Annotated in this window: 19 protein-coding genes and 1 pseudogene; 8 read left to right on the forward strand and 12 right to left on the reverse strand. The window is 65.2% G+C overall.

All coding sequences use genetic code 11. The annotated features are described in order from the left end of the window. Positions 1 to 87 precede the first annotated feature (87 nt). The 4 genes from J8G26_RS04630 to J8G26_RS04645 all read left to right on the forward strand — a co-directional run bounded on the left by J8G26_RS04630 (position 88) and on the right by J8G26_RS04645 (position 3,561). Complete coding sequence (locus J8G26_RS04630) at positions 88 to 873, forward strand: ABC transporter permease (protein WP_043566071.1); 786 nt, start codon at positions 88 to 90, stop codon at positions 871 to 873. A 101-nt stretch (positions 874 to 974) separates the two neighbouring features. Further along, complete coding sequence (locus J8G26_RS04635) at positions 975 to 2,360, forward strand: FAD-binding oxidoreductase (RefSeq protein ID WP_210568112.1); 1,386 nt, start codon at positions 975 to 977, stop codon at positions 2,358 to 2,360. A 92-nt stretch (positions 2,361 to 2,452) separates the two neighbouring features. Continuing rightward, positions 2,453 to 3,289: an urease accessory protein UreD gene (locus J8G26_RS04640; protein ID WP_210568113.1), complete on the forward strand. Its 837-nt coding sequence runs from the start codon at positions 2,453 to 2,455 to the stop codon at positions 3,287 to 3,289. After that, a complete protein-coding gene (locus tag J8G26_RS04645; protein ID WP_210568114.1) occupies positions 3,277 to 3,561 on the forward strand; it encodes a hypothetical protein in 285 nt (94 codons plus the stop codon). Before J8G26_RS04640 ends, J8G26_RS04645 begins: the two co-directional genes overlap by 13 nt. Positions 3,562 to 4,178: 617 nt before the next feature. Here J8G26_RS04645 and alaC read toward each other — a convergent pair. Beyond that, positions 4,179 to 5,408 (reverse strand): alanine transaminase, encoded by a 1,230-nt coding sequence (gene alaC / locus J8G26_RS04650; protein ID WP_210568115.1) that lies wholly within the window; start codon positions 5,406 to 5,408, stop codon positions 4,179 to 4,181. A 174-nt stretch (positions 5,409 to 5,582) separates the two neighbouring features. Here alaC and J8G26_RS04655 point away from each other — a divergent pair, with 174 nt between their 5' ends. Beyond that, positions 5,583 to 6,329 (forward strand): haloacid dehalogenase type II, encoded by a 747-nt coding sequence (locus tag J8G26_RS04655; RefSeq protein WP_210568116.1) that lies wholly within the window; start codon positions 5,583 to 5,585, stop codon positions 6,327 to 6,329. A gap of 28 nt (positions 6,330 to 6,357) precedes the next feature. Here J8G26_RS04655 and J8G26_RS04660 read toward each other — a convergent pair whose 3' ends face one another. The 3 genes from J8G26_RS04660 to J8G26_RS04670 all read right to left on the reverse strand — a co-directional run bounded on the left by J8G26_RS04660 (position 6,358) and on the right by J8G26_RS04670 (position 9,575). Next, entirely contained in the window at positions 6,358 to 7,440 is a 1,083-nt protein-coding gene (locus tag J8G26_RS04660) for an adenylate/guanylate cyclase domain-containing protein (protein WP_210568117.1), read from the reverse strand. Between the two features lie 211 nt (positions 7,441 to 7,651). Continuing rightward, positions 7,652 to 8,473, reverse strand: a complete 822-nt coding sequence (locus J8G26_RS04665) for a metallophosphoesterase (RefSeq protein ID WP_210568118.1) — start codon at positions 8,471 to 8,473, stop codon at positions 7,652 to 7,654. Between the two features lie 43 nt (positions 8,474 to 8,516). Then, positions 8,517 to 9,575, reverse strand: a complete 1,059-nt coding sequence (locus J8G26_RS04670) for a diacylglycerol kinase family protein (RefSeq protein ID WP_210568119.1) — start codon at positions 9,573 to 9,575, stop codon at positions 8,517 to 8,519. A gap of 302 nt (positions 9,576 to 9,877) precedes the next feature. On the opposite strand from J8G26_RS04670, the gene J8G26_RS04675 reads away from it, so the two are divergent. Then, positions 9,878 to 10,729 carry a phosphatase PAP2 family protein gene (locus tag J8G26_RS04675; RefSeq protein WP_210568120.1) on the forward strand — a complete coding sequence of 284 codons (852 nt, stop codon included), beginning with the start codon at positions 9,878 to 9,880 and terminating at the stop codon, positions 10,727 to 10,729. A 16-nt stretch (positions 10,730 to 10,745) separates the two neighbouring features. Here the strand turns inward: J8G26_RS04675 and J8G26_RS04680 are convergent. From J8G26_RS04680 to urtA, 6 genes and pseudogenes are all read right to left on the reverse strand, one after another. Further along, positions 10,746 to 10,934, reverse strand: a pseudogene (locus J8G26_RS04680) (CocE/NonD family hydrolase C-terminal non-catalytic domain-containing protein); the annotation flags it as partial. A 97-nt stretch (positions 10,935 to 11,031) separates the two neighbouring features. Beyond that, positions 11,032 to 11,724, reverse strand: a complete 693-nt coding sequence (urtE, locus tag J8G26_RS04685; RefSeq protein ID WP_210568121.1) for an urea ABC transporter ATP-binding subunit UrtE — start codon at positions 11,722 to 11,724, stop codon at positions 11,032 to 11,034. A gap of 76 nt (positions 11,725 to 11,800) precedes the next feature. Then, positions 11,801 to 12,676 (reverse strand): urea ABC transporter ATP-binding protein UrtD, encoded by an 876-nt coding sequence (gene urtD, locus J8G26_RS04690; RefSeq protein WP_087747183.1) that lies wholly within the window; start codon positions 12,674 to 12,676, stop codon positions 11,801 to 11,803. Beyond that, positions 12,673 to 13,806 carry an urea ABC transporter permease subunit UrtC gene (gene urtC, locus J8G26_RS04695; protein ID WP_210568122.1) on the reverse strand — a complete coding sequence of 378 codons (1,134 nt, stop codon included), beginning with the start codon at positions 13,804 to 13,806 and terminating at the stop codon, positions 12,673 to 12,675. The genes urtD and urtC overlap by 4 nt, the downstream gene beginning before the upstream one ends. Positions 13,807 to 13,946: 140 nt before the next feature. Then, on the reverse strand, positions 13,947 to 15,530 hold the full coding sequence (urtB, locus tag J8G26_RS04700; protein ID WP_210568123.1) for an urea ABC transporter permease subunit UrtB: 1,584 nt from the start codon (positions 15,528 to 15,530) through the stop codon (positions 13,947 to 13,949). A gap of 180 nt (positions 15,531 to 15,710) precedes the next feature. Next, entirely contained in the window at positions 15,711 to 16,973 is a 1,263-nt protein-coding gene (urtA, locus tag J8G26_RS04705) for an urea ABC transporter substrate-binding protein (protein ID WP_210568124.1), read from the reverse strand. Between the two features lie 392 nt (positions 16,974 to 17,365). On the opposite strand from urtA, the gene J8G26_RS04710 reads away from it, so the two are divergent. Then, entirely contained in the window at positions 17,366 to 18,331 is a 966-nt protein-coding gene (locus tag J8G26_RS04710) for an aliphatic sulfonate ABC transporter substrate-binding protein (protein ID WP_210568125.1), read from the forward strand. 306 nt (positions 18,332 to 18,637) lie between these two features. On the opposite strand, the gene J8G26_RS04715 is transcribed toward J8G26_RS04710, so the two are convergent. Beyond that, positions 18,638 to 19,708, reverse strand: coding sequence for a response regulator (locus J8G26_RS04715; RefSeq protein WP_210568126.1), 1,071 nt, complete (start codon positions 19,706 to 19,708; stop codon positions 18,638 to 18,640). Continuing rightward, positions 19,708 to 23,355 carry an ATP-binding protein gene (locus J8G26_RS04720; protein ID WP_210568127.1) on the reverse strand — a complete coding sequence of 1,216 codons (3,648 nt, stop codon included), beginning with the start codon at positions 23,353 to 23,355 and terminating at the stop codon, positions 19,708 to 19,710. Before J8G26_RS04720 ends, J8G26_RS04715 begins: the two co-directional genes overlap by 1 nt. A 440-nt stretch (positions 23,356 to 23,795) precedes the next feature. On the opposite strand from J8G26_RS04720, the gene J8G26_RS04725 reads away from it, so the two are divergent. Next, the gene (locus tag J8G26_RS04725) at positions 23,796 to 24,098 is read left to right on the forward strand and encodes an urease subunit gamma (RefSeq protein ID WP_055399013.1); all 303 of its coding nucleotides are present in this window, start codon (positions 23,796 to 23,798) and stop codon (positions 24,096 to 24,098) included. Positions 24,099 to 24,100 lie beyond the last annotated feature (2 nt).

Consider the following 24,100-nt stretch of genomic DNA (forward strand, 5'->3'; position numbering starts at 1 on the left):
GCCCACCCCTCAGCCGCCCCGCGCTCGACGCCTGCACCAGTCGCTGCCAAACCTGCCACCAAGACAACGCCCAAACGCCCGCCGCTCATGGCCCAGCCCCGCGTGCAGCGCGTGGTGTACCCCGTGCTGGTCGGCCTGGTGCTGATCGCGCTCTGGCAGGGGCTGGTCACGGCCATGGAGCTACCGCCCTACCTGGTGCCCTCACCCATCCTGATGATGAAGACGCTGTTCACCGACTGGGCCGCCCTGGGCGGCTCGCTGTGGGTCACCGTCAAGATCACGGTGCTGGCCTTTGTGGTGGCCACGGTGGCGGGCGTGCTGATCTCGTTCCTGTTTGTCCAGAGCAAGCGCATCGAGACCGCGCTCTTCCCCTACGCCGTGCTGCTGCAGGTCACGCCCATCGTGGCCGTGGCACCACTCATCATCATCTGGGTCAAGGACCCGACGGCCTCGATGGTGATCTGCGCCGCACTGGTGGCCCTGTTCCCCATCATCAGCAACACCACGCTGGGTTTGCGCAGTGTGGAGCCTGACCTGCAAAGCTACTTCCAACTCAACCGCGCCACGCGGCTGCAGACGCTGCTGCGCCTGCGCATCCCAAGCGCGCTGCCCTACTTCTTTGGCGGGCTGCGCATTTCCAGCGGCCTGGCGCTCATCGGCGCCGTGGTGGCGGAGTTTGTGGCGGGCACCGGGGGCCAGGGTGCGGGGCTGGCGTACCAGATCTTGCAGGCCGGCTTTCAGCTCAACATCCCGCGCATGTTTGCTGCGCTGCTGCTAATCTCGCTCACCGGCGTCGCCTTGTTCGTGCTAATGGCCTGGCTCACCCGCGTCGCCCTGGGCGGCTGGCACGCCAGCGAAACGTCGCACGACTAGACCTTTCAACCCCATCGCCAACACACCGCGCGCAGCCACTGGCGCGCGGCAAGGGCTTCCTTTTGCCCCAAACGGCCGCCAGCGGCCAAGGAGATACCGACATGACCACCACCGCCCAACAACTGCCTGACCAACTGCCCGACCTGGACTGGATCGCCGACCCGCTGCGCGTGGGCCGCCTCTCGCAGGACTTTGCCTGGTTCAGCCCCGTGCTCAAGCGCGACCTGGCGGGCAAGCGTGGCGACATCGCGGTGCGCCCACGCACCGAAGAAGAAATCCGCCAGGTGGTGGCCGCCTGCGCCAGCGCGGGCATTCCCCTCACCGTGCGCGGCAGCGGCACCGGCAACTACGGGCAAAGCACGCCGCTGCACGGCGGCGTGATCCTGGACCTGTCGGGCTACAACGCATTTGGCTGGGTGCGCGGCGGTGTGGGCCGCGCGCAGTCTGGCATCCGGCTGGCAGACTTTGATGCGCAGGCCAAGCCCCATGGGCAAGAGCTGCGCTGGCTGCCCAGCACCTACCGCAGCGCCACGCTGGGCGGTCTGTTTGGCGGCGGATTTGGCGGTGCGGGCTCCATCAACCACGGCCCTCTGGCCGCGCCTGGTAACGTGCTGGCCGTGCGTGCGATGACGGTGGAGCCCGAGCCCCAGGTCATCGAACTGCGCGGCCCCGAGGCCATGCTGCTGCACCACACCTACGGCACCAACGGCATCGTGCTGGAGCTGGAAGTGGCCCTGACCCCTGCCGTGGAGTGGACCGAATGCATCGCCACCTTCGAGCAGTTTGACGCCGCGCTGGACTTTGCCGACCGCTTTGGCAGCGCGCCCGGGCTGGAGAAAAAGGAGGTGTGTTTTGTAGCCGCCCCCATCCCGCAGTACTTCACCGGCCTGGCCGAGCACCTGCCCGCCAACCAGCACGCGGTGCTGCTGCTGGTGGCCCCGCACTCCGAGGCGGGCATGCGCGACATGGTGGCGCAGCACGGCGGCCAGGTCACCTACCGCAAGACGGCCGACGAAGTGGCCAGCAGCCACAAGACGCTGCTCGAATACACCTGGAACCACACCACCTTGCACGCGCTGAAGGTGGACAAAGGCCTGACCTACATCCAGAGCGGCTTCGCGCCCACGCGCAGGCTAGAGCAAGTCAAGGCACTGGAAGCTGCGCTCGGCGGAGAGGTGATGATGCACCTGGAATTTTTGCGCACCAAGGAAGGCGCCTTCAACTGCAGCGGTCTGCAGATCATCCGCTACACCACCGAAGAGCGCCTCAACCAGATCATGCAGATCTACCGCGACCACGGCGTGCAGATCAACAACCCGCATGTGTACATCGTGGAAGACGGCAAGCAGAACCACCTGGACCCGGCCGTGGTGGGCATGAAGCGCCGCTTTGACCCGCAAGGGCTGCTCAACCCCGGCAAGCTGCGCAGCTGGTATGCGGCCGGGTCCACGGCCCCCGTGCAGACCCCCGTACGCCAAACAGCGTAGGAAAAGCGGGTACCACCTATTGCTCCCACAGGCCTCTACCGCCCGCCTGCAGGGCATAATCAGCTACTCATTTAGTAGCATACCAATACAACATGCCCTGGCACGCCCGCCTTCAGCTCGACTACACGGCAGAACATAGCGCCCGCACGGTAGCCCGCTACGAACACAACGGGCCGCTGCGTATCCTGCAAAGCCTGTACCCCGAGGGCGACGCCATCTGCCACAACGTGCTGGTGCACCCGCCCGGCGGCCTGGTGGGCGGCGACACGCTGGACATCACCACCACCGTCGGCCCCGGCGCCCATGGCCTGGTCACCACGCCCGGTGCCACGCGCTTTTACCGCTCCACCGGCCCGCTGGCGCTGCAACGCAGCCACCTCACCCTGGCCGAAGGCGCACGCCTGGAATGGCTGCCGCTCGAAGCCCTGTGCTACAGCGCCTGCCACGCTGAAAACCACCTCACGTTGAACCTCGCCCCCGGCGCCGAATGCATCGCCTGGGACGTGACCGCGCTGGGCCTGCCCCACGCGGGCCAGCCATTCGAACAAGGCCGCTTCACCCAGCACCTCGAAGTGCCCGGCCTGTGGCTGGAGCGCTGCGTGATCGACGCCGCCGATGACCGGCTGCTGAGCAGCCCCTTGGGTTTAGCGGGCCACCGTTGCATGGCCAGCATGTTCTTTGCCGCAGGCAGCCCACTTGACCGCACGCGCCGCGACGCGGCCTTGGACGCGGCCCGCGCGGTGATGGATCAGCACCCCCAAGTCAAGGCCACTGCAGGCGCCACCAGCCCCAACGACCGCATGGTGGTGGTGCGCGTACTGGCACCGCAGGTGGAGCCCGCGATGAAACTGCTCAAGGCAGTGCGGGTGGCCTGGCGGGAGGTGTTGTGGGGGCTGGAGGGGGAGGCGCCTAGGATATGGGCGATGTAGGTGGGCCGCGTGAGGCAGCGCTTGTGGCCGACGACAATCCGGTTGAATTGAAAGGTTGTATGGACGCCCTTTTTGAACTGATCACGATGTTGGCGTTTCACTGGCGCATTGGACTCGCGGTGCTTTTTGCGCTGATTTCAGCCGTTTTTTTGGCTACAAACATCAGTTGGTTCACCGGGTGGTACGGCGTGTTGCTCGTGATATTCAGCTTTGGCGCAGGGCTGATTTGGGAAAGCGCTCCAAGGTCGCCCAAGGCGGGCGGTAGTGAATGAACCTAGAGGATGAGATGGTCTAGGCTCATCCCTGAGAACCAGATAAGGCACCCGCATTTCACGCGAACAGCCGGCGCAAGCAATCTCTTATTCTTTCTTGCGCCAGACGATCATCCAAACCAACACAACAATGCCAAAGGTTGCGGCAACACCGGAGACGCCCAACACAGTTCGCTGTGCGCCGAAGGGTATTGACCGGACGACGGCGGCACCCAGTTCGCATACAAACTTGCGGGGTTGCACCGGACACACGACCTCTACCGGGCCAGGAGTCATGAGCAGCGGTATTGATCCGAAAATCAGCATACCCGCCATTGCCACTAGGAGCAGGACCATAAGTCCTCTGAACACCGGCCGCGCATGGAGTTCCTTTCTGTCAAGTCCGCTCGGAAACATTGGTAGCGATAGATAGTTTTGGAGACGAGGTTTCGATACTACCAATGCAGTACGCGTCACAGAATCGCCGCGGTGAGCATTTCAAGGTTGCATTTGAAGCACGGCCCCGGGGAAATGGACAACCCTGAAGACCACCGCCCCCCGAACCGGATATGGCAGTGGTCGCTCAGTGAAACGCGACTACTAGATCGCTCGAAGGTGAACCCGAAACTTGAAAAAAGTCAAAGTTCGGAGGTCGATGCCGGCGCTTTCAGCAACCCATCCGCCTTGAACATCCCCCGAATCCCCCGCACCGCCTGCCGAATCCGCGCCTCGTTCTCGATCAGCGCAAAGCGCACATACTCGTCCCCCTGGTCGCCAAAGCCGATGCCTGGCGACACACACACCTTGGCCTTGTCCAGCAGTTGCCGCGCAAACTCCAGCGAGCCCAGCGCGCGATAGGGCTCGGGGATGCGGGCCCAGATGTACATGCTGGCCTTGGGGCAGTCCACGGCCCAGCCAGCTTCGGTGAGGCCCTTGTAGAGCACGTCGCGGCGGCGCTGGTACTGGGCGGCGATGTCTTTCACACACTGCTGGTCACCCTCCAGCGCGGCAATGGCGGCCACCTGCAAGGGCGTGAAGGTGCCGTAGTCGTGGTAGCTCTTGATGCGGGCCAGCGCGGCCACCAGGTCGGGGTTGCCCACCATGAAGCCCACGCGCCAGCCGGCCATGTTGTAGCTTTTGCTGAGCGTGAAGAACTCCACCGCCACATCCTTGGCGCCGGGCACTTCCATGATGCTGGGCGCGCGGTAGCCGTCGTACACGATATCGGCGTAGGCCAGGTCGTGCACCACCAGGATGTCGTGCTTCTTGGCCAGGGCAATCACGCGCTCGAAGAAGCTCAGGTCCACGCACTGCGCCGTGGGGTTGCTGGGAAAGCCAAAGATCATCATCTTGGGCTTGGGGTAGCTGCCGCGGATGGCCTTTTCCAGCTCAGCAAAAAAGTCCACATCGGGCGCCACGGGCACGCTGCGGATGTCGGCACCGGCAATCACCGCACCGTAAATGTGGATGGGGTAGCTGGGGTCGGGCACCAGCACGGTGTCGCCCCGGTCCAGCGTGGCCAGCATGAGGTGGGCCAGGCCCTCCTTGGAGCCGATGGTGACGATGGCCTCGGTATCGGGGTTGATGTCCACCGCGTAGCGGTCTTTGTACCAGTGGCTGATGGCGCGGCGCAGGCGCGGGATGCCTTTGCTGGCGCTGTAGCCGTGGGTGTCGGGCCGCTGGGCCACTTCGGTGAGCTTGGCGACAATGTGCGGTGGCGTGGCCCCGTCGGGGTTGCCCATGCTCATGTCGATGATGTCTTCGCCCCGGCGGCGGGCGGCCAGCTTGAGCTCGGCCGTGATGTTGAAGACGTAGGGAGGGAGGCGATCGATGCGCGCAAAACGGCGATTGCCCTGCGATGCAGACATGCGGTGTGACTTTCACGTAAGCGCCCGGAACCGTCCGAGCGACGTGGCTGGCAGAAAGGCCGGCCCACAGCCAATGTAGCGCAAGCTGCGGGCAGCACTCCAGCCCTTTATGCGCAGTGTGGCGGCAATGCCGCAGTCGGGACGAGGGCTCGCCGCCCCCTCTACGATGGGCGCATGAACACCTTTGCTCCAAACAGCACCTCTGCCCTGCCTGCCGACCACCCCTTTGCCCAGGTGCAGGTGCTGGCCTTCGACATCTTTGGCACCGTGGTGGACTGGCACGGCAGCATTGCGCGCGAGGTGCGGGCCCTCTATCCCCAGGTGGATGCCGATGCGTTTGCACTGGCCTGGCGCGCGGGCTACCAGCCCGCCATGGCGCGGGTGATGCGCGGCGAACAGGGCTGGACGCTGATCGATGCCCTGCACCGGCAGATCCTGGACGAGATCCTTCCGCGCTTTGGGCTGGCACACCTGGGCGAGGCCGAGCGCCACCACCTCAACCGCGTGTGGCACCGACTCCATGCCTGGCCCGACAGCGTGCAGGGCCTGACGCGGCTCAAGCAGCGCTACACCATCACTACGCTATCGAACGGCAACATCGGCCTGCTGACCCACATGGCCAAGCGCGCCGGGTTGCCTTGGGACTGTGTGTTGAGCGCCGAGGTGTTCAAGGCCTACAAGCCGCATCCCGACACCTACCTGGGCGTGGCGCGCGTGTTTGACCTGCCGCCACACCAGGTGGCGCTGGTGGCAGCGCACCACGACGACCTGGCCGCTGCGCAGGGCTGTGGCCTGCGCACGGCGTACATCGAACGGCCACACGAGTTTGGCGTGGCACAGCCCAAGGATGTGTCGCCGCAGCCGGGCAATGACTTGCATGCCAAGGACCTGACCGATCTGGCCAGCCTGCTGGGATGCTGAACGGCCAGCGGTGGGGTGTGCGCGCGCGTCAGTGCGCCACCAGCAGCTGCACGAACATCTGCACCTTGGCGCGGCACTCGGCGCTGATGGAGGTGAACTCCAGCCCAGCCACCCATTCGTCGCCCTCTTGCTTGAGGGTGATGACGCGGGCATACACATCGGCCACGCGGTAGTCCACCAGCGGCAGTTCAAACTCCAGCTTGATCTCACTGTGGGGTTCCAGCGGCTCGATCAGCTCCACCAGCAGGCCGTGGTAGCCAATGTCGCGGATGGCGCCGTGCACGATGTGGGGCACCACGATCTTGTCCTGCATGCGCTGGCACAGGCAGGGCAGGCGCGCGTCCACGCGGTGGCTGCGGCGGAACTCCTGGCGGGGCACCTTGAGCTTGTGCGAAGGGATGGCGATCAGCTCGCGCAGGCTGACGGGTTGCGTGCGCCCCTTGACGAACACCTGCATGGGCGCGGATGCCGACACCAGCCCCCAGCAGCGCTGGTAGGTAGAGTCGCTGATGAGCACCTGGCCCCGCAGGCTCAGCGCCTCGATGCGCGAAGCCAGGTTCACGGCCTCGCCGATCACCGTGTATTCGGAATACACATCCGAGCCAAAGCGCCCGGCCATCACGGTGCCCGTGTTCACGCCGATGCCCAGAAACACCTCCGGCAGCCGCTCGCTCAGGTGCGCAAGGTTCAGCTCGCGCATGGCGATCTGCATCTCCACCGCACACAGCAGCGCACGGTCCACATCGTCGTCGCGGGCCACTGGGGCGCCAAACAGCACCATGATGGAGTCGCCCATGAACTTGTCGATGGTGCCCTGGTACTTGAACACCACCTCGGACAGTCGGGCCAGGCAGCGGTTGAGCGCGGCGATGACCACCGATGCCGGCTGCGAGCCCGACAGCGCTGTGAACCCGCGCAGATCGGCCAGCAGGATGGTGACCTCGCGCGGCGCCACAGCCAAGCCATCGGCGGCGGCACCATCGGGGTTTTCCATGCCGTGCAGGATGTCCGCCATTTCGGCCTGCGCTGCTTCGCCCAAGGGGGCCCCAGTTTCTCGCTCAATCAGCGCCTGCAGGCGGCGCACGGCATCGTGGTGGAATTCTTTGTGCATCTGGAGGTGATCAGGCCTCCAGCACCGGGCAACGAACCGCACCCGCGCCGGCCGAGGGCCTGCAAACAATAGCACCCAGAATAGGCGGGCGCTGTGAACGGGTCAAGCCGGTGAAACCAGTGTCAGCGAAACTGCAACACCGCGAGAGATCCTCTTCACGGATCGAGCGAAACGTGTGCAGATGATCCCTGCCTCTCCAAATTCATCACCGTCAATCCATTCCCAACGTCTGGCTGGCGTTGTCGGTCTCTACACGCTGGCGCTGCACGCAGCAGAACTCACCTGCCGTACTGTCATAGTCCCACCGCGCTGCATACCGGGCCTGCATGCCCGCAGCGTTGCCCGATAGCTCCACGCTCAGCACCACCAGGCTGTTGGGGCTGCCGTGCCGCAAGCGGTGCGACACCGCTGTGCCCGCGCGGCTGACCCACAGGCCGGGTCGGGGTTGCAAGACAGCAGGCTCGTGCACATGGCCCGACAGCAGCATCTGCGCACCCGCAGCCTGCCAGCGTTGCACAGCCTCGTCGGCACGCGACGGTCGGTGTGCGCGGTCTTGGGCATCCCGCCCCACCAGCGGGTGGTGACTGGCCACAATGGGCCATGCGCCAGGCGGTGCGCGCGCCAGCAGCCGGGCCACCTGCTCGACCTGCGCAGAAGAAAGGCTGCCGCGCTCATGTCGCCAAGGTCGTGTGGTGTTGACGCCCACCACATAGAACACACCCGCTTGCCGCACGGGCTCCTGTTCCCATCCAAACTGGTGGGCATAGCGCTGGTAGGCCCGACCCCAGCGCATCCACCACGCAAAGAGCGGCACATCATGGTTCCCCGCCAGCACCAGGGTGTTGCGCGCGTGCAAGCCCTGCACAAACCGTGCAGCCTGCGCAAACTGTGCGGCGGTGGCACGCTGGGTGAGGTCGCCCGACACCACTGCCATCGACACATCCAGCCGCTGTGCCAACCGCAACGCAGCCGCGCACACCTGGGGGTCGTGCGCCCCGAAGTGCAGGTCCGAAAGGTGCATCAGAACGGTCATGACAACAGGCTCAGGGGTATGAGTCGGCAGTATCGCCACTCCATCATGCGGGTAACCCATCAGGTCCGGGATCAGGTCCGGGGCCAGACTCCGCCACCCCTGGCCGGTGCGTGCCATGAGACGCCAGCGTATGCGGTGCCACCAGCCACAGAGGTCGTGCACTCAGCCGGAAATGCAGCGGCGGCGCCATCCACTCGCGCTCCCCATCAAATGCCACTTTGACCTGGGGCGGACGCCAGCTGGCTGGCGCTACGGTCAACTCAGTGCAGGCCATGCTGACCACCGCATTGTCTTTGTGCAACTGGCCGGTGGCCGCATTCCACACGGTGCGGGCGATGGCCCAGCGCCCCTGCGGCTTGAGCATCACCACGGCAAGATGCCCGCCATCGGCCACCTTCTGCGCCTGCGGCAGGCCCATGCGGTCCAGCTGCAAGGGGTTATTGCCGACGAACAGGGTGGTAACCAAATGCTCTTCTTGACGCTCCTCTGCGCCCTGGTGGGTTTTCATCACCACGCGCCAGCGGCGGCTGGATGCCGGGCGGAACATGCTCCACACCGATGACAGCACCGCCACCCAGCGCTTGCGGCCAAAGCGGCGCGAGGCCATTTCGCGGTCAGCCAGCAGCTTGGGGTACAGGCCTACGCTGGCGTTGACGACAAACATGCGGCGGTTGACAAACCCCACCTGCACCGGCCGCAGGTCGCCCGCATGCAGCGCCTGCAGCAGGTCTTGCACAGCGGTCTCCGGGTCCATGGCCAGGCCATGCTCACGGCTGAAATAGTTGAACGTACCCATAGGCACCACACCCAGCGGTACCCCCTCACGCAGTGCTGCCGATGCCACGGCGTTGATGGTGCCATCGCCACCAGCAGCCACCACCAGCCCACCGTCAGCATGGGCAGACCGCGCCGCATCGTCGGCCAGCTGCACGATGTCGCCACGGCGGTCAGGCACATGCCACACCACATCGTGGGCCTGCAAGGCGGGTACCCCCTCCAACTTGGCACGCAGCAGGTCCAGGTTGGCGCCCGGCCGCTGGGGCACCACCAGATGGATAGGGCCTCGGGGCCGGGGAGGAAGAGAATGGTCCGAAGGTGTCATGCAAAAACTCTGCAGCAAACAAGAGCAACCCCACAGCGTGCAAGGAGTAGCGCGGGGGATCAGTGTGCCAGCAGCACCGCGCGACCTGTTCTTCGCGGGCTGCAGGGGCCCCATGCTCGCAGCCAGTGCCCCCCAGCGCCGCCGGTAACCATGCCCTTTAACTGTCAGCCTCCGCCGACACCCGCAAGTACCGCGCAATACACCCACCCGCGTGCGGGGTGCTGGGAACTTCGGTACAAACCCCGGCGTCTCTCTGTGCGTGACCTACAGCGCGCAACCTGAAACAACAACACCTTCTCACCATGACGATGACCTCCGGCGTATCCGCAGCCACCCAGGCCGGCACCCTGCTCGCACAGTCCCCCTTGGGCTGGTGGATGGCTGGCATGCTGGTCTGCGCGCTGCTGGGCATCGCCGCACTGGCCGGCCTGCGCAGACTGCGCCGCCATGCGGGCCCACCGCTGCGCCGTGTGGTGCCAGCGCAAGCGCACTGGATCATGCTGGCAGCCATGGCCGCATCGGCCTGCACCCTGGTGCTGGCTGGCATCGCGATGGCAGGCCTGGCCGAGAGCGGGCGCACCCTGGGGCCATGGGGCGTACTGGACGACGTCTTGGCCACCGGCCTGCAAACCCAAGCATCGGCCGCCGTGCTGCAGTGGTTTGCCGCACTCACCCACCTGGGTGACACCTGGGTGCTGACCGCGCTGGCGCTGGGGGTGGCTGCCGCGCTGTGGCTGTACCAGCATCGGCTGCTGGCCTTGGGCTGGCTCGTGGCCCTGGCAGGTAACGGAGCACTGACCAGGGTATTGAAAAACCTCTTCGAGCGGGTGCGCCCCGAACACACCCACGGCATTGCCGAGGCCAGCGGCTACAGCTTTCCCAGCGGTCACAGCAGCGCTTCGATGGTGGCGTACGCCATGCTGGCCTACCTGGCCACGCGGCTGCTGCCCCGTGCCTGGCACCTGCCCGCCGCGATGGTGGCGGGCGCACTCATCTTCACCACCGGATGGAGCCGTGTGGTGCTGCATGTGCACTACGCCAGTGACGTCCTCGCAGGCTGGCTGCTGGGCAGCACCTGGATGCTGTGTACGGTACTCATCATGGAAAGCGTTGCGCGCTGGAGGCGCGCGGGTTCCGTTCCGGTCCGCACCTGAGGCCGCTCCGTGTGGGTCAAGGGCTCTTCACCCAGGGCAACACCAGACGGGATGCCCGGCCTCCCCCGGTATGCACGCTGTTGCGCGCCACCGCACGGGGCCCTGGGCTCGCCTCCGGGGCGCCGGTGTTGGGATTGACGTCGAACCCGGGGAAGTTGCTGGTGGAAATGTCCAGCCGTATCCGGTGCCCCTGGCGGAACCTGTCACCTCCATCTCGAGTTCTCTGGTACGCGTCTGCGGCCTGTGGCTTCGAGGGGAACAAAGCAATATGAAGTGCGAAGCCGCCGATGTGAATGAATCCGTCAGATCGCCACCAGGTTGCGAATGCCTTTGGACTCCATCTCGCTGCCGGGGCCGCGTGCGATGACCTCGCCGCGCTCCATCACCAGGTAGTCGTCGGCAAGTTCCTGCGCAAAGTCGTAGTACTGCTCGCACAGCAGAATGGCCATCTCGCCCTGATCGGCCAGCATACGGATCACACGGCCGATGTCCTTGATGATGCTGGGCTGGATGCCCTCGGTGGGCTCGTCCAGGATGAGCAAACGTGGACCTGGGGCCAAGGCACGGGCGATGGCCAGTTGCTGCTGTTGTCCGCCCGACAGGTCTCCGCCCCGGCGCTTGAGCATCTGCTTGAGCACGGGAAACAACTCGTACAGTTGGGGCGGCACCGGGGTGGAGCCGCTTTTGTAGGCCAAGCCCATGCGCAGGTTTTCTTCCACCGTCAGACGCCCGAAGATTTCGCGGCCTTGGGGGACGAAGCCGATGCCTGCGCGCGCGCGGTCGTAGGGGGTGGCCTTGTCGATGGCCTTGCCGTCAAACTGGATGGAGCCGCTCTTGATGGGTACCAGGCCCATGAGGCTTTTGAGCAGCGTGGTCTTGCCCACGCCATTGCGGCCGAGCAGCACGGTGACCTTGCCGGGGGTAGCGGTGAGGCTCACGTCACGCAGGATGTGGGAGCCGCCGTAGTACTGGTTGATGTTCTGGACGGTGAGCATGGTGACTTGGAGTGTTTTTGGCCGCTAGCGCCCTTTGAATAAGCACCGGCAGCTATATTTTTAATAGTGAATACTTTCACCGGCCGAGGTACACCTCGATCACGCGCTCGTCGGCCTGCACCTGGTCGAGCGTGCCTTCGGCCAGCACCGACCCATCGCACAGCACCGTCACCTTCTCCGAAATGGTGCGGATAAAGCCCATGTCATGCTCCACCACCATGAGCGAATGTTTGCCCTTGAGCGTGAGGAACAACTCCGCAGTCCGCGCCGTTTCCTCATCCGTCATCCCCGCCACCGGCTCGTCCAGCAGCAACAGCTTAGGGTCCTGCATCAGCAGCATTCCAATCTCCAGCCACTGCTTTTGCCCGTGGCTCAGGTTGCCCGACTGCCGCGTGACGCTGTCGGCCAGGTGAATGGTGTGCAGGATCTCGGCCAGCCGGTCCGACTGCGCGGAGTCGAGCTTGAAGAACATGCTCGACTTCACGCCCTTGTGGGTCTTCAAGGCCAGCTCCAGGTTTTCGAACACGCTGAGCTGCTCGAACACCGTGGGCTTCTGGAACTTGCGGCCAATGCCCAGGCTGGCAATCTCGGGCTCGTTGTGGCGCAGCAGGTCAATCGTTGAGCCAAAGAACACCGTGCCTTTTTGCGGCCGGGTCTTGCCGGTGATGATGTCCATCATCGTCGTCTTGCCCGCACCGTTGGGGCCGATGATGCAGCGCAGCTCGCCGGGGGCGATGTCCAGGCTCAGGCCGTTGATGGCCTTGAAGCCGTCAAAGCTCACATGCACGTCTTCGAGGTACAAGATGCGGCCGTGGGTCACATCGACCTCGCCCGGCGTAGCAATGCGCGAGAAGCCTGCAGCCCGGCCGCCGGATTCCGTCTGGCCCTGCGCAGTGGGTGTCAGCCGGGTCTGAATGCGCCGCGCGCCTTCGTCCATCAGATCAGGCGTCATGGCGCGGCTCCTTCGGTCTTCTTGTTGTTCTTCTTCTTCAGCTTCTTCGCCAGGCCCACCACACCATCGGGCAGGAACAGCGTGACCGCAATGAACAGCGCGCCCAGAAAGTACAACCAGAACTCCGGCGCCGTCACCGTGAGCCAGCTCTTGGCACCATTGACGATGAACGCGCCCACGATGGGCCCGATCAGCGTGGCGCGGCCACCCACGGCCGCCCAGACGGCGATCTCGATGGAGTTGGCGGCGCTCATTTCGCCGGGGTTGATGATGCCGACCTGGGGCACATACAGGGCGCCCGCCACGCCGCACATCATGGCGCTGATGGTCCAGATGGTGAGCTTGTAGGGCAGCGGCGAGTAGCCCGAGAACATGACCCGCGTTTCGGCATCGCGCACGGCCTGCAGCACGCGGCCAAACTTGCTGCGCACCAGCCAGCGGGCCATGAGGAAGAACCCGAGCAAGGTGAGCCCCGTGAGCACGAACAGCGTCATGCGCATGTTCTGTGTGGCGATGGGCATGCCCAGGATGCGCTTGAAGTCGGTAAAGCCGTTGTTGCCACCAAAGCCCGTCTCGTTGCGAAAGAACAGCAGCATGGCCGCATACGTCATGGCCTGCGTGATGATGGAGAAGTACACGCCCTTGATGCGCGAGCGAAAGGCGAAGTAGCCGAACACAAACGCGATCACGCCCGGCACGGCCACGATGAGGATTAGCGTGGCCACAAAGCTGTCGGACAGCGCCCAGTGCCAGGGCAGCTCCTTCCAGTCGAGGAACACCATGAAGTCGGGCAGGTCGCTTTTGTAGTTGCCGTCGCGGCCGATCTGGCGCATGAGGTACATGCCCATCACGTAGCCGCCCAGCGCAAAGAACAGGCCGTGGCCCAGGCTCAGGATGCCGGTGTAGCCCCAGATCAGGTCCATGGCCAGCGCACAGATGGCGTAGCACATGATCTTGCCGAGCAGCGCCACGGCGTAGTCCGACAGGTGGAACATGCTGCCTGCGGGCACCCAGAGGTTGAGCACGGGGGCCACGGCGCACACCACGATGAGCGCCACGATGAAGGCCGACCAGCCACCGCGCGTGAGCAGCGGTGCCGGTGCGGGCAAAACGACAGGAGATGGGGTCACGGGACGGCCTTGCAAAACGGGCTGATGCACACCCCCGTCCGTTCGCACTAAGCTTGTCGAAGTGCCGGGCCGGGCTTCGACAGGCTCAGCCTGAACGGTCAAGGGCTGGGACAGAGGAGATGAAGAGGAGCCAGTGGTTGTCATGCGTCGGCACTCCGCCCCTTGACCGCGAAGATGCCCTGGGGCCGCTTCTGGATGAAGATGATGATGAACACCAGCACCGCAATCTTGGCCAGCACCGCGCCCGCCCAGCCTTCGAGGAACTTGTTCAACAGCCCCAAGCCCAGCGCCGCATACACCGTGCCCGCCAGCTGGCCCACGCCGCCCAGCACCACCACCATGAAGGCATCGACAATGTAGCTCTGGCCCAGGTCCGGCCCCACATTGCCCACCTGGCTCAGCGCGCAACCGGCCAGGCCCGCAATGCCCGAGCCCAGCGCAAAGGCCACGGTGTCGATGCGGGCGGTGTTCACGCCCATGCACGAGGCAATGGGGCGGTTTTGCGTGACGCCGCGCACAAACAGGCCCAGGCGTGTGCGGCCAATCAGGTAGCCCATACCCAGCAGCACGGCAATGGCAAAGCCGATGATGACGAGGCGGTTGTAGGGCAGTGTGAGGTTGGAGAGCACCTGCACGCCACCGCTCATCCACGCGGGGTTTTCCACGCCCACGTTCTGCGCACCAAAAATCGTGCGCACCAGCTGCATCAGCACCAGGCTGATGCCCCAGGTGGCCAGCAGAGTCTCCAGCGGGCGGCCATACAGAAAGCGCAGCACGCCGCGCTCCAGCACCGCGCCCACGGCGGCGGATGCGCCAAACGCCAGCGGCAGTGCGGCCACCAGGTACCAGTCGAACGCGCCCGGAAAATACTTCTGGAAGATGCCTTGCACCACATAGGTGGCGTAGGCGCCAATCATCATCAGCTCGCCATGGGCCATGTTGATCACGCCCATCAGGCCGTAGGTGATGGCCAGACCCAAGGCGACGAGCAGCAGGATGGAGCCCAGGCTGATGCCCGAGAACGCAGCGCCCAGGCGCTCGCCCCAGGCCAGCTGGCCGTCAATGGCTTTGAGCGCGGCTTGCAGGGCCGCCTTGACCTTGGTGTCTTCTTCGATGGTGACGCGCTCGTTAAGCAGCAGCCGCGTGTCGGGCGTGGCGCTGAGCGACAGCGCCTGGGCTGCAGCAATGCGCTGCGCTGCGTCGTCACTGCCCAGCAGCGTGGCGGCACGCGCCAGCCCCAGCTGTGTTTTGATCTTGTCGTTGCTTTCCTGCGCCAGGGCTTTGTCCAGCAATGGCAGGCGGCCCGCATCAGGCTCCTTGGTCAGGGCCTTGGCGGCGGCCATGCGCTGGGTTTCGTCCTTGCCAAACAGCGCCAGGCCCGCCAGGGCCGTATCGATCTCGCCGCGCATGCGGTTGTTGTTGATGATGTCTTCGGCATCGGCGGGCACGGGCACCTCGGCACCGGTCACAGGGTCGATGCCCTTGTCGCCCTGCACGATCAGCGCCTTGCCGTCGGCCACTTTCACCGCATCTTCCGCCAGCGCCTGCAGGAAGGCGGCAGTGCGTTCGCCGGGCTCCACCACGGCCTGCTGCACGGCGGCCACACGGTCGTCGGTCTCGCCAGCGGCCATGGCCAGAGCCTGCTCGGCAGTAAGGGCGTGCGCCTGAACCGTTGCACACAACAGAACGCAGGCAATCAGGCGGGGGAAAAATGAGGAAAGCATGGAAGGGCCAGTGGGTCAAAAAGCGGTCGGCCTGTGCGACGCGCACAGCCCAGACCAGTGCCCCCCGCGCAAGGGCCGCCAAGCCGCGCATGCGGCGCTTCGCTTGCGTGCGCTGGGGGCGTCCCCCTCCCATGCGCAGCGTGAGAGAGGAAGAAGCGGCGCAGCCGCTCAGGAGGAGCCTTACTTCTTCTCGGGTTCGTCCTTCTTCTTGTCGTTGCCTTCGATGTACGGAGACCATGGCTTGGCCTTCACGGGGCCGGGGGTCTTCCACACCACGTTGAACTGGCCATCGGCCTTGATCTCGCCAATGAACACGCTCTTGTGCAGGTGGTGGTTCTTCTCGTCCATCTTGCTCACGATGCCCGACGGCGCCTTGAAGGTCTGGCCGGCCATGGCGGCGATGACCTTGTCCACGTCCGTGCTCTTGGCCTTTTCAACCGCTTGCTTCCACATGTTGATGCCGATGTAGGTGGCTTCCATCGGGTCGTTGGTGAGCGGCTTGTCCTTGTGGCCGGCAATGCCCTTGGCCTTGGCGTAGTCGCTCCACTTCTTGATGAACTCGGTGTTGGCCGGGCTCTTGATGGACTGGAAGTAGTTCCAGGCAGCCAGGTGGCCCACCAGCGGCTTGGTGTCCACGCCGCGCAGTTCTTCTTCGCCCACGCTGAACGCGACCACCGGCACGTCCTTGGCCTTCAGGCCTGCGTTGCCCAGTTCCTTGTAGAAGGGCACATTCGAGTCGCCGTTGATGGTGGAGACCACCGCCGTCTTGCCGCCCTGGCTGAACTTCTTGATGTCGGCCACGATGGTCTGGTAGTCAGCGTGGCCGAACGGGGTGTACTTCTCGTCGATGTCGCTGTCCTTCACGCCCTTGGACTTGAGGTAGGCGCGCAGGATCTTGTTGGTGGTGCGGGGGTACACATAGTCGGTACCCAGCAGCACCCAGCGCTTGGCACCGCCGCCGTCCTTGCTCATCAGGTAGTCCACAGCGGGGATGGCTTGCTGGTTGGGCGCTGCGCCGGTGTAGAACACGTTCTTGGACAGCTCTTCACCCTCGTACTGCACGGGGTAGAACAGCAGGCCGTTCATTTCTTCCACGACGGGCAGCACCGACTTGCGCGACACCGAGGTCCAGCAGCCGAAGATGACCGAGACCTTGTCCTGGCCCAGCAGCTGTTTGGTCTTTTCAGCGAACAGGGGCCAATTGGAGGCCGGGTCCACCACCACGGGTTCGAGCTTCTTGCCCAGCACGCCGCCCTTGGCATTGATCTCGTCGATCGCCATGAGCACGGTGTCTTTCAGCACGGTCTCAGAGATGGCCATGGTGCCCGACAGGCTGTGCAGGATGCCGACCTTGATGGTCTCCTGCGCATGGGCTGGCAGCGCAGACAGGCCAGCGAGCGTAGCGACGGCCGCGAGGGCCTTGAGGGAATGACGACGTTGCATGTGTGCTTCTCCAGTGGTGGTTTCAAACCGTTTCGCCCGATGACCCCGAATGGGGCTTTGCTCGGTCGATGGAATGGATTCTGGAGACTGCACCCCCGATCGGAAATACGCCGGGTGGCGTATGCCGCAGGCACCGGCACGCGCCCATGCCACGCTGCGCAGGGCACCTGCGCCCGTTTGCCCGTGCGCTCACCCCAGAGTTCACACCACGCTTCGCATAAGCATCTGCACTTTGCGCATTCGACACCGGCTCCACTCACGCCTACGCTGCACACCCATGCCGAACGGTTTCCTGCACAACCGACGCCACCCAACGCGCACCAGGAACCTGCCTGTAGTTCTTTGACTGCATCTCCCTTGGGAGTGCGCCGACCAACGACGAGGAACCCTCCATGCAAAAAATGATCAATCGCCGAACCTTCAGTGCCGGACTCGCGGCACTGGCCACCCTGTCGGGCTTGCATGCGCGAGCCCAGGGTGCCCTGCCCAAGGAGGTCCGGATCGGCTTCCAGAAAGGCTCGGCCATCCTGGTGCTTGCCAAGAAGCAGCAGGTGATTGAAGCCCGGCTCAAAGCGCTGGGCGTCGCCAGCGTGAAGTGGATTGAATTCCAGTTCGGTCCGCCCCTGCTGGAGGCACTGGGCGCCGGCGCCGTGGACCTGGGCTCGGTCGGTGACACGCCGCCCATCTTCGCGCAGGCAGGCGGCGCCAACCTGGTGTACGCCGCCGCCTCGCCCTCCAGCCACAGTGCGGTGCTGGTTCCGCGCAACTCGCCCATCCATAGCCTGACCGATCTCCGGGGCAAAAAGGTGGCGTTTGGCAGAGGCTCCAGCGCACACAACGTCACGGTGCGGGCGCTGGCCCTGGCGGGCCTGAAGTTCGACGACATCGTGCCCACTTACCTGTCTCCGGCCGACGCCACGGCGGCATTCAACGGCGGCAACATCGACGCCTGGGTGGTGTGGGACCCGTACTACGCCATCGCGGTGGAGCGCTACGGCGCCCGCGTGATCGCCGACACGTCGGACAGGCGCCTGGCCAGTTCGTCCTACTACATCGCATCACGCAGCTTTGCCACGCAATACCCGGCGGCCCTGTCAGCCGCTCTCGAAGAAATCGGCAAAACCACCGTGTGGGCTGGCCACAACCGCGCCGAGCTGGCCGCACTGGCCGCCGAAGCCACGGGCATTGATGTGAAGTCCTGGACCACCGCGTTCGCGCGCGCCGAGTTCTCACTGGGCCCCGTGACGGAGTCGCACATAACCCAGCAGCAGCAACTGGCCGACACCTTTCACGCGCTGGGCATCATCCCGCGCAAAATCCAGGTGAAAGACATCGTCTGGCGGGTGCCTGCGCCGTAACGGCCCGGGATGGCAGACACAACAGTGTTTGGGCCACCATGCGCCATTGCGGCGAGCGCTGCAATACCCTGGTCAGCCCTCCTCTGTCCATGTCCGACCGCATCGTTCGCAGCGGGATCTCATGGGGCACACACACAGCCCTTCGCCCACAAAAGCGCGTATTGCCACCACCGGCCAGGACGACACGGACACGCGGGTCAAGTCACCGGGGATGTGAACGGTGGCTAGTCGAAGCGAGCAAAAGCTACAAATACGATAGCTGTTTGCGCTTTACAGACAAGCGCTTGCCACCGAAAAGGCATGAAATCAGCCTTCGAACTGCGGGTGAAACTGGCGGATGCGGTTCATCGCCATGGCGGCGGCGGCGGTGCGCGTCTCCACCCCCAGCTTGGCGAACACGCGCTCCAGGTGTTTCTTCACCGTAGCGGGGCTGGCGCCCAGAATGTCGCCGATGTCGCGGTTGATCTTGCCCTTGACCACCCAGTACAGCACCTCGGCCTCGCGCGCGGTGAGTTTGAAGGACAGGCTCATGGATTCGATGATCTTGGCGTCGGACACCTCGCGCATCACGATGAGCCAGTCGCCGCCGCCCGCACTGTCGCCGGCCTGCTGGTGCAGGCGGAAGGTGAGCCGCCGCGCGCCTTGCTCAATGGCCAAGCGCGGTGGCTCGGCCAGTGATGCAGCCAGCAGCTCGGCGGCGTTGTCGGCCAGCACATGGCGGCGCAGCCAGGCCTGCACCGGCTCGGGCGCCCATTGGCCGAATGCGGTGGGCGCGCCATCCGGACCCACCTCGCCAAAGTAGCTTTGCAGCAGTTCGCGCGCCAGCGGCGTCTGCCAGACGATGCGGCCATCGGACGCACGCACGGTGATGCTGGCGTAGCCAAAGGCGTCGAGGGCGTTGCGCGCCTCGCGGGCCTGGCGGGCGTCCTGCCGGGCCTTGCGCGCTGCACCCAGGTGCACGCCCATGCGGGCCATCACCTCGCGCGGCTTGATGGGTTTGGTGACGTAATCCACGCCGCCCGCCTCCAGCGCGGCTACGAGGTGTTCGGTCTCGGTGAGGCCGGTCATGAAGATGATGGGGATGTGCTCCGTGGCGGGCGACGCCTTCAGGCGCCGGGCCACTTCAAAGCCATCCATGCCGGGCATCATGGCGTCGAGCAGCACGATGTCGGGCAAGGCCTGCGCGGCGCGCTGCAACGCGGCTTCGCCATGCGTGGCCACGAGCACGGTGTAGCCGGACTCATCGAGCGCGTCGTGCAGCACGGCCAGGTTGTCCGGCACGTCGTCCACGATGAGCACCACGTCGCTGTCGCTGCGGTCCAGCGCAGCACCGGGCGCTGCAGGCGCCTGGAAGGAAGATGGGTTGGCGGTGGTCATCACGAAGGTGCCTGCTCCAGGATTTGGCCCATGGCATCGAACTGGAACTGCTTAGCCAGCTGCCGCATGGTGCCCACAAAAGCCATGTGCGCGGGCTGGCTGCGTTCGATGTCGTCCAGGGTATTGAGGATGCCCCGGTAATAGCCCAGCGCCACCACCTGCGCCAAGGCCGCCAGCGCGGTGACGTCGGGATAGGTGAGGGGCGCTGCTGCTTGTGGGGCGCCCGTTGAAATGGTTACGTCGGCAGATGCAGCGGGCGCATCGTAGAGCCACTGCAGGCCCAGGCGGCGCTCCAGCCAGTCCAGCAGCTCGCTGTGGCGCACGGGCTTGACGATGAAATCCTCGGGGCGGATGTCCACGTCGTTGTCCAGCGCCTTGTCGAAAGCATTGGCGGAGACGATGGCGCAGTGGACGTTATCAAGGTGCATCTGCCGCACGCGCCGCAGCGTCTCCCAGCCGTCAATGCCGGGCATGGCCAGGTCCATGAAGATCGCGTGGGGCCGGTAGCCCGTGGCCAGCAGGTCCAGCGCGTCGTGCCCGCTGGCGGCCTGGCGCAACTCGAACCCCAGGGGTGCCAGCAGTTGCACCAGCAGCTCGCGGTCGGGCTCTTCGTTGTCCACCACCAGTATGCGGCGGCGCTCGCCTGCATAGCCCCTGCGGGCGCGCTCGGTGCGTGCGGCCCAAGCGGTGGGCACTGCCACGGCCTTGCCCAGTGCATCGGCATGCACCTCGGGCAGGAACAGCTTGACGTGGAACACCGAACCCACGCCCGGCGTGCTGCTCACCGTCAGCTCGCCGCCCATGAGCGCGGTGAGCATTTTGGCAATGGTCAGGCCCAGGCCCGCACCGGGTGCGGCAGCGGTGCTGCCACCGCCCGAGCCACCGCGCGCAAAGGGCTCGAAGATGCGCTCGATCTCTTCGGCCGTGAGGCCCGGCCCGGTGTCCTGCACCTCGATGCGCGCCATCTCGCGGGCATAACGCACGCGCAGCGTGACGGTGCCCTGCGCGGTGAACTTGACGGCGTTGCCCAGCAGGTTGATGAGAATCTGCCGCAGTCGCTTTTCATCAGCGCGCACCACGTCCGGAATCACCCCTTGCACGTCGAAGGTGAACGCCAGGCCCTTGGCGGCAGCCTGCAGCTCGAACAGGCTGGCCATCTCGTGCAGGCCGTCGGCAAAACGCATGGGCGCGACATCCAGCGTGAGCTTGCCCGACTCGATGCGCGCGATGTCCAGCGTGCCTTCGATGAGCGACAACAAATGCTCCCCCCCGCGCCGGATCACATGCACCGCCTGCTTTCGGTGGGGCGGCACGCCCGCGTCCTCGCCCATCAGCTGCGCATAGCCCAGGATGGAGTTGAGCGGCGTGCGGATCTCGTGGCTGATGGCGCTGATGTAGCGGCTCTTGGCCTGGTTGGCCTGGTCGGCTGCGCGCTGGGCATCTTCGGCCACCTGGCGCGCCTGCTCGGCCACGCTGCGGGCGGTCTGCAGGGCTTCGTCGGTCTGGCGGTGCAGCTCGATCTCGCGCACCAACAGGCCCGTCTGGCGATTCGATTCCTCCTGCGCCACCTGGCGGCTCTTGTGTGCCAGCACCAGCCACCAGGCCACGATGCCCGAGATGACCAGCAGCGCCAAGTACGCCTTGAGCAAACCCGAGCGCAACGCCACTTCGGGCGCGGCCAGCACCTCGGTGTCGGTCGCGGCCTGGGCAATGGTGTTGAGTTCCTGGTGGTACAGCAGCCCCATCACCGAGGCCAGCAGGGGCGCAATCACCAGCATCAGCAGCAGGAAGTGGCCCAGGCCCGTATCCAGATAGCGCCACATGCCGCGCGGCAGCACCCAGCGCAGCGCGGCCGACCACTGCACCGCCATGCTAGCGTGCGGCTTGCACAGGTCACCGCAGCGCGCATCGAGCGTGCAGCACAACGAGCAGATGGCGCCCCGGTAGGCGGGGCACTGGGCCATGTCGGGTGCTTCGTACTCGCGCTCGCAGATCACGCAGCGCTGCACGGTGGTGCGCCGGTAGCTCCCCACCTCTGTGCCCAGCCCCCCTTCGGCATTGCGGCGCAGCGGGCCATGCAGGGGCGACGCCACCACGTCGGCCAGCGCAGCGGGCTCGGACTGGCGTGCAATGTAATAGCGCCCCCCGGTGGCCCAGGCAATGAGCGGCGCGGTGACAAACGCCACGGCCATCGCAATCACGGCCGAAAACGCCTGCGGCAGCGGGCCGAACAGCCCCAGGTGCGCGCTGATGGACAGGATGGACGCCAGCGCCATCGCGCCCACGCCCACCGGGTTGATGTCGTACAGGTGCGCGCGCTTGAACTCGATGCCTTTGGGCGACAGGCCCAGCGGCTTGTTGATGACGAGGTCGGCCACCACCGACATGATCCAGGCGATGGCGATGTTCGAATACAGCCCAAGCACCTCACCCATGGCGCGGAACACGTTCATCTCCATCAGCATGAAGGCAATCAGCGTGTTGAACACCACCCACACCACGCGCCCCGGGTGGCTGTGCGTGAGGCGCGAGAAGAAGTTGGACCAGGCCAGCGAGCCTGCGTAGGCATTGGTCACGTTGATCTTGAGCTGCGAGACCACCACGAACAACGCCGTGGCCGCCACCGCCCAGCCGTAGTGGGGGAATACATATTCATACGCGGCCAGGTACATCTGGTTAGGGTCCACCGCGCGGTCGGCCGGCACCATGTGCGTGAGCGCCAGATAGGCCAGCAGCGCGCCGCCCAGCATCTTGAGCACGCCCAGCACCACCCAGCCCGGCCCGCCCACCAGCACGCCCAGCCACCAGCGCCCGCGCGTGGCGGGCGTGCTGGCGGGCATGAAGCGCAGGTAGTCGGCCTGCTCTCCCATCTGGGTGATCAGCGCAATACCCACCGTGAGCGCCGCACCAAACAAGGGCAACTGAAACGTAGCGCCGCGCATCGATTCACCGCCGTAGTGCATCACCCCGGAAAACGCACCAGGATCGCGCAGCAGCACATAGGCAAAGGGCACCACCAGCATCACCAGCCACAGCGGCTGCGTCCACACCTGCAGGCGGCTGATGGCCGACACGCCATGCGTGACCAGCGGAATCACCACCACGGCGCAGATCAGGTAGCCCCAGGTGGGCGGAATGTCGAGCGCCAGCTCCAGCGCATAGGCCATCACGGCGGCCTCCAGCGCGAAGAAGATGAAGGTGAAGCTGGCGTAGATCAGCGAAGTGAGCGTGGAGCCGATGTAGCCAAAGCCCGCGCCACGCGTGAGCAGGTCCATGTCTACGCCATAGCGCGCCGCATATACGCTGATGGGCAACCCGGCCAGAAAGATGATGAGCCCCGTGGCCACGATGGCCCAGAAGGCGTTGATGAAGCCGTACTGCACCAGCAGCGTGGCACCCACGGCCTCCAGGATCAAAAACGACGCCGCGCCGAAGGCGGTGTTGGCCACCCGCCATTCGGACCACTTGCGAAAGCGCTGCGGTGTGTAGCGCAGCGCGTAGTCCTCCATGGTCTCGGTGGCCACCCAGCTGTTGTAGTCGCGGCGCACCTTGACGACCTGCTGGGGGGCTTGCGCATCCACATCCGGCCCCGACGGCTGCACCGGCGCAGCATCGGCGGGAGCAAGAGAAGCGGAGGAAAGTGGCATGGGCATGGAATGACAGCAAGCACTGCAGGTGCAGTTTCCATGCCACGGCCGCCCCAGCGAGCACAGCCCCTGCGCCAGATGACGTATGGCGGGCACGGGGCTTGCTGCCTATGATGAATCCGCTGCCACCAGATCACCCGGTACACCATGAAACTCACCCCTCGTGTTCGACCGCCTCGGCGGTCGCGCGAGCCATTGACCCCAGCATTGAGTGAAACGAAATGGAACTGACTCCTCGCGTTCGGCCGCACAGCGGTCGCGCGAGCCATTGACCCCAGCATTGAGTGAAACGAAATGGAACTGACTCCTCGCGTTCGGCCGCACAGCGGTCGCGCGAGCCATTGACCCCAGCATTGAGTGAAACGAAATGGAACTGACTCCTCGCGTTCGGCCGCACAGCGGTCGCGCGAGCCATTGACCCCAGCATTGAGTGAAACGAAATGGAACTGACTCCTCGCGAAAAAGACAAGCTGCTGATCTTCACCGCCGCCCTGCTGGCCGAGCGCCGCAAGGCCCGGGGCCTCAAGCTCAACTACCCCGAGGCCATGGCCCTGATCAGCGCCGCCGTGATGGAAGGTGCCCGCGACGGCAAGACCGTGGCGCAACTCATGAGCGAAGGCCGCACCGTGCTGACCCGCGCCGATGTGATGGACGGCATCGCCGAAATGATTCCGGACATCCAGGTGGAGGCCACCTTCCCTGACGGCACCAAGCTCGTCACCGTGCATCAGCCGATCGTTTGACC

This window comes from Acidovorax sp. JG5 (genome assembly GCF_017939685.1).
Taxonomy (GTDB): Bacteria; Pseudomonadota; Gammaproteobacteria; order Burkholderiales; family Burkholderiaceae_C; genus Acidovorax.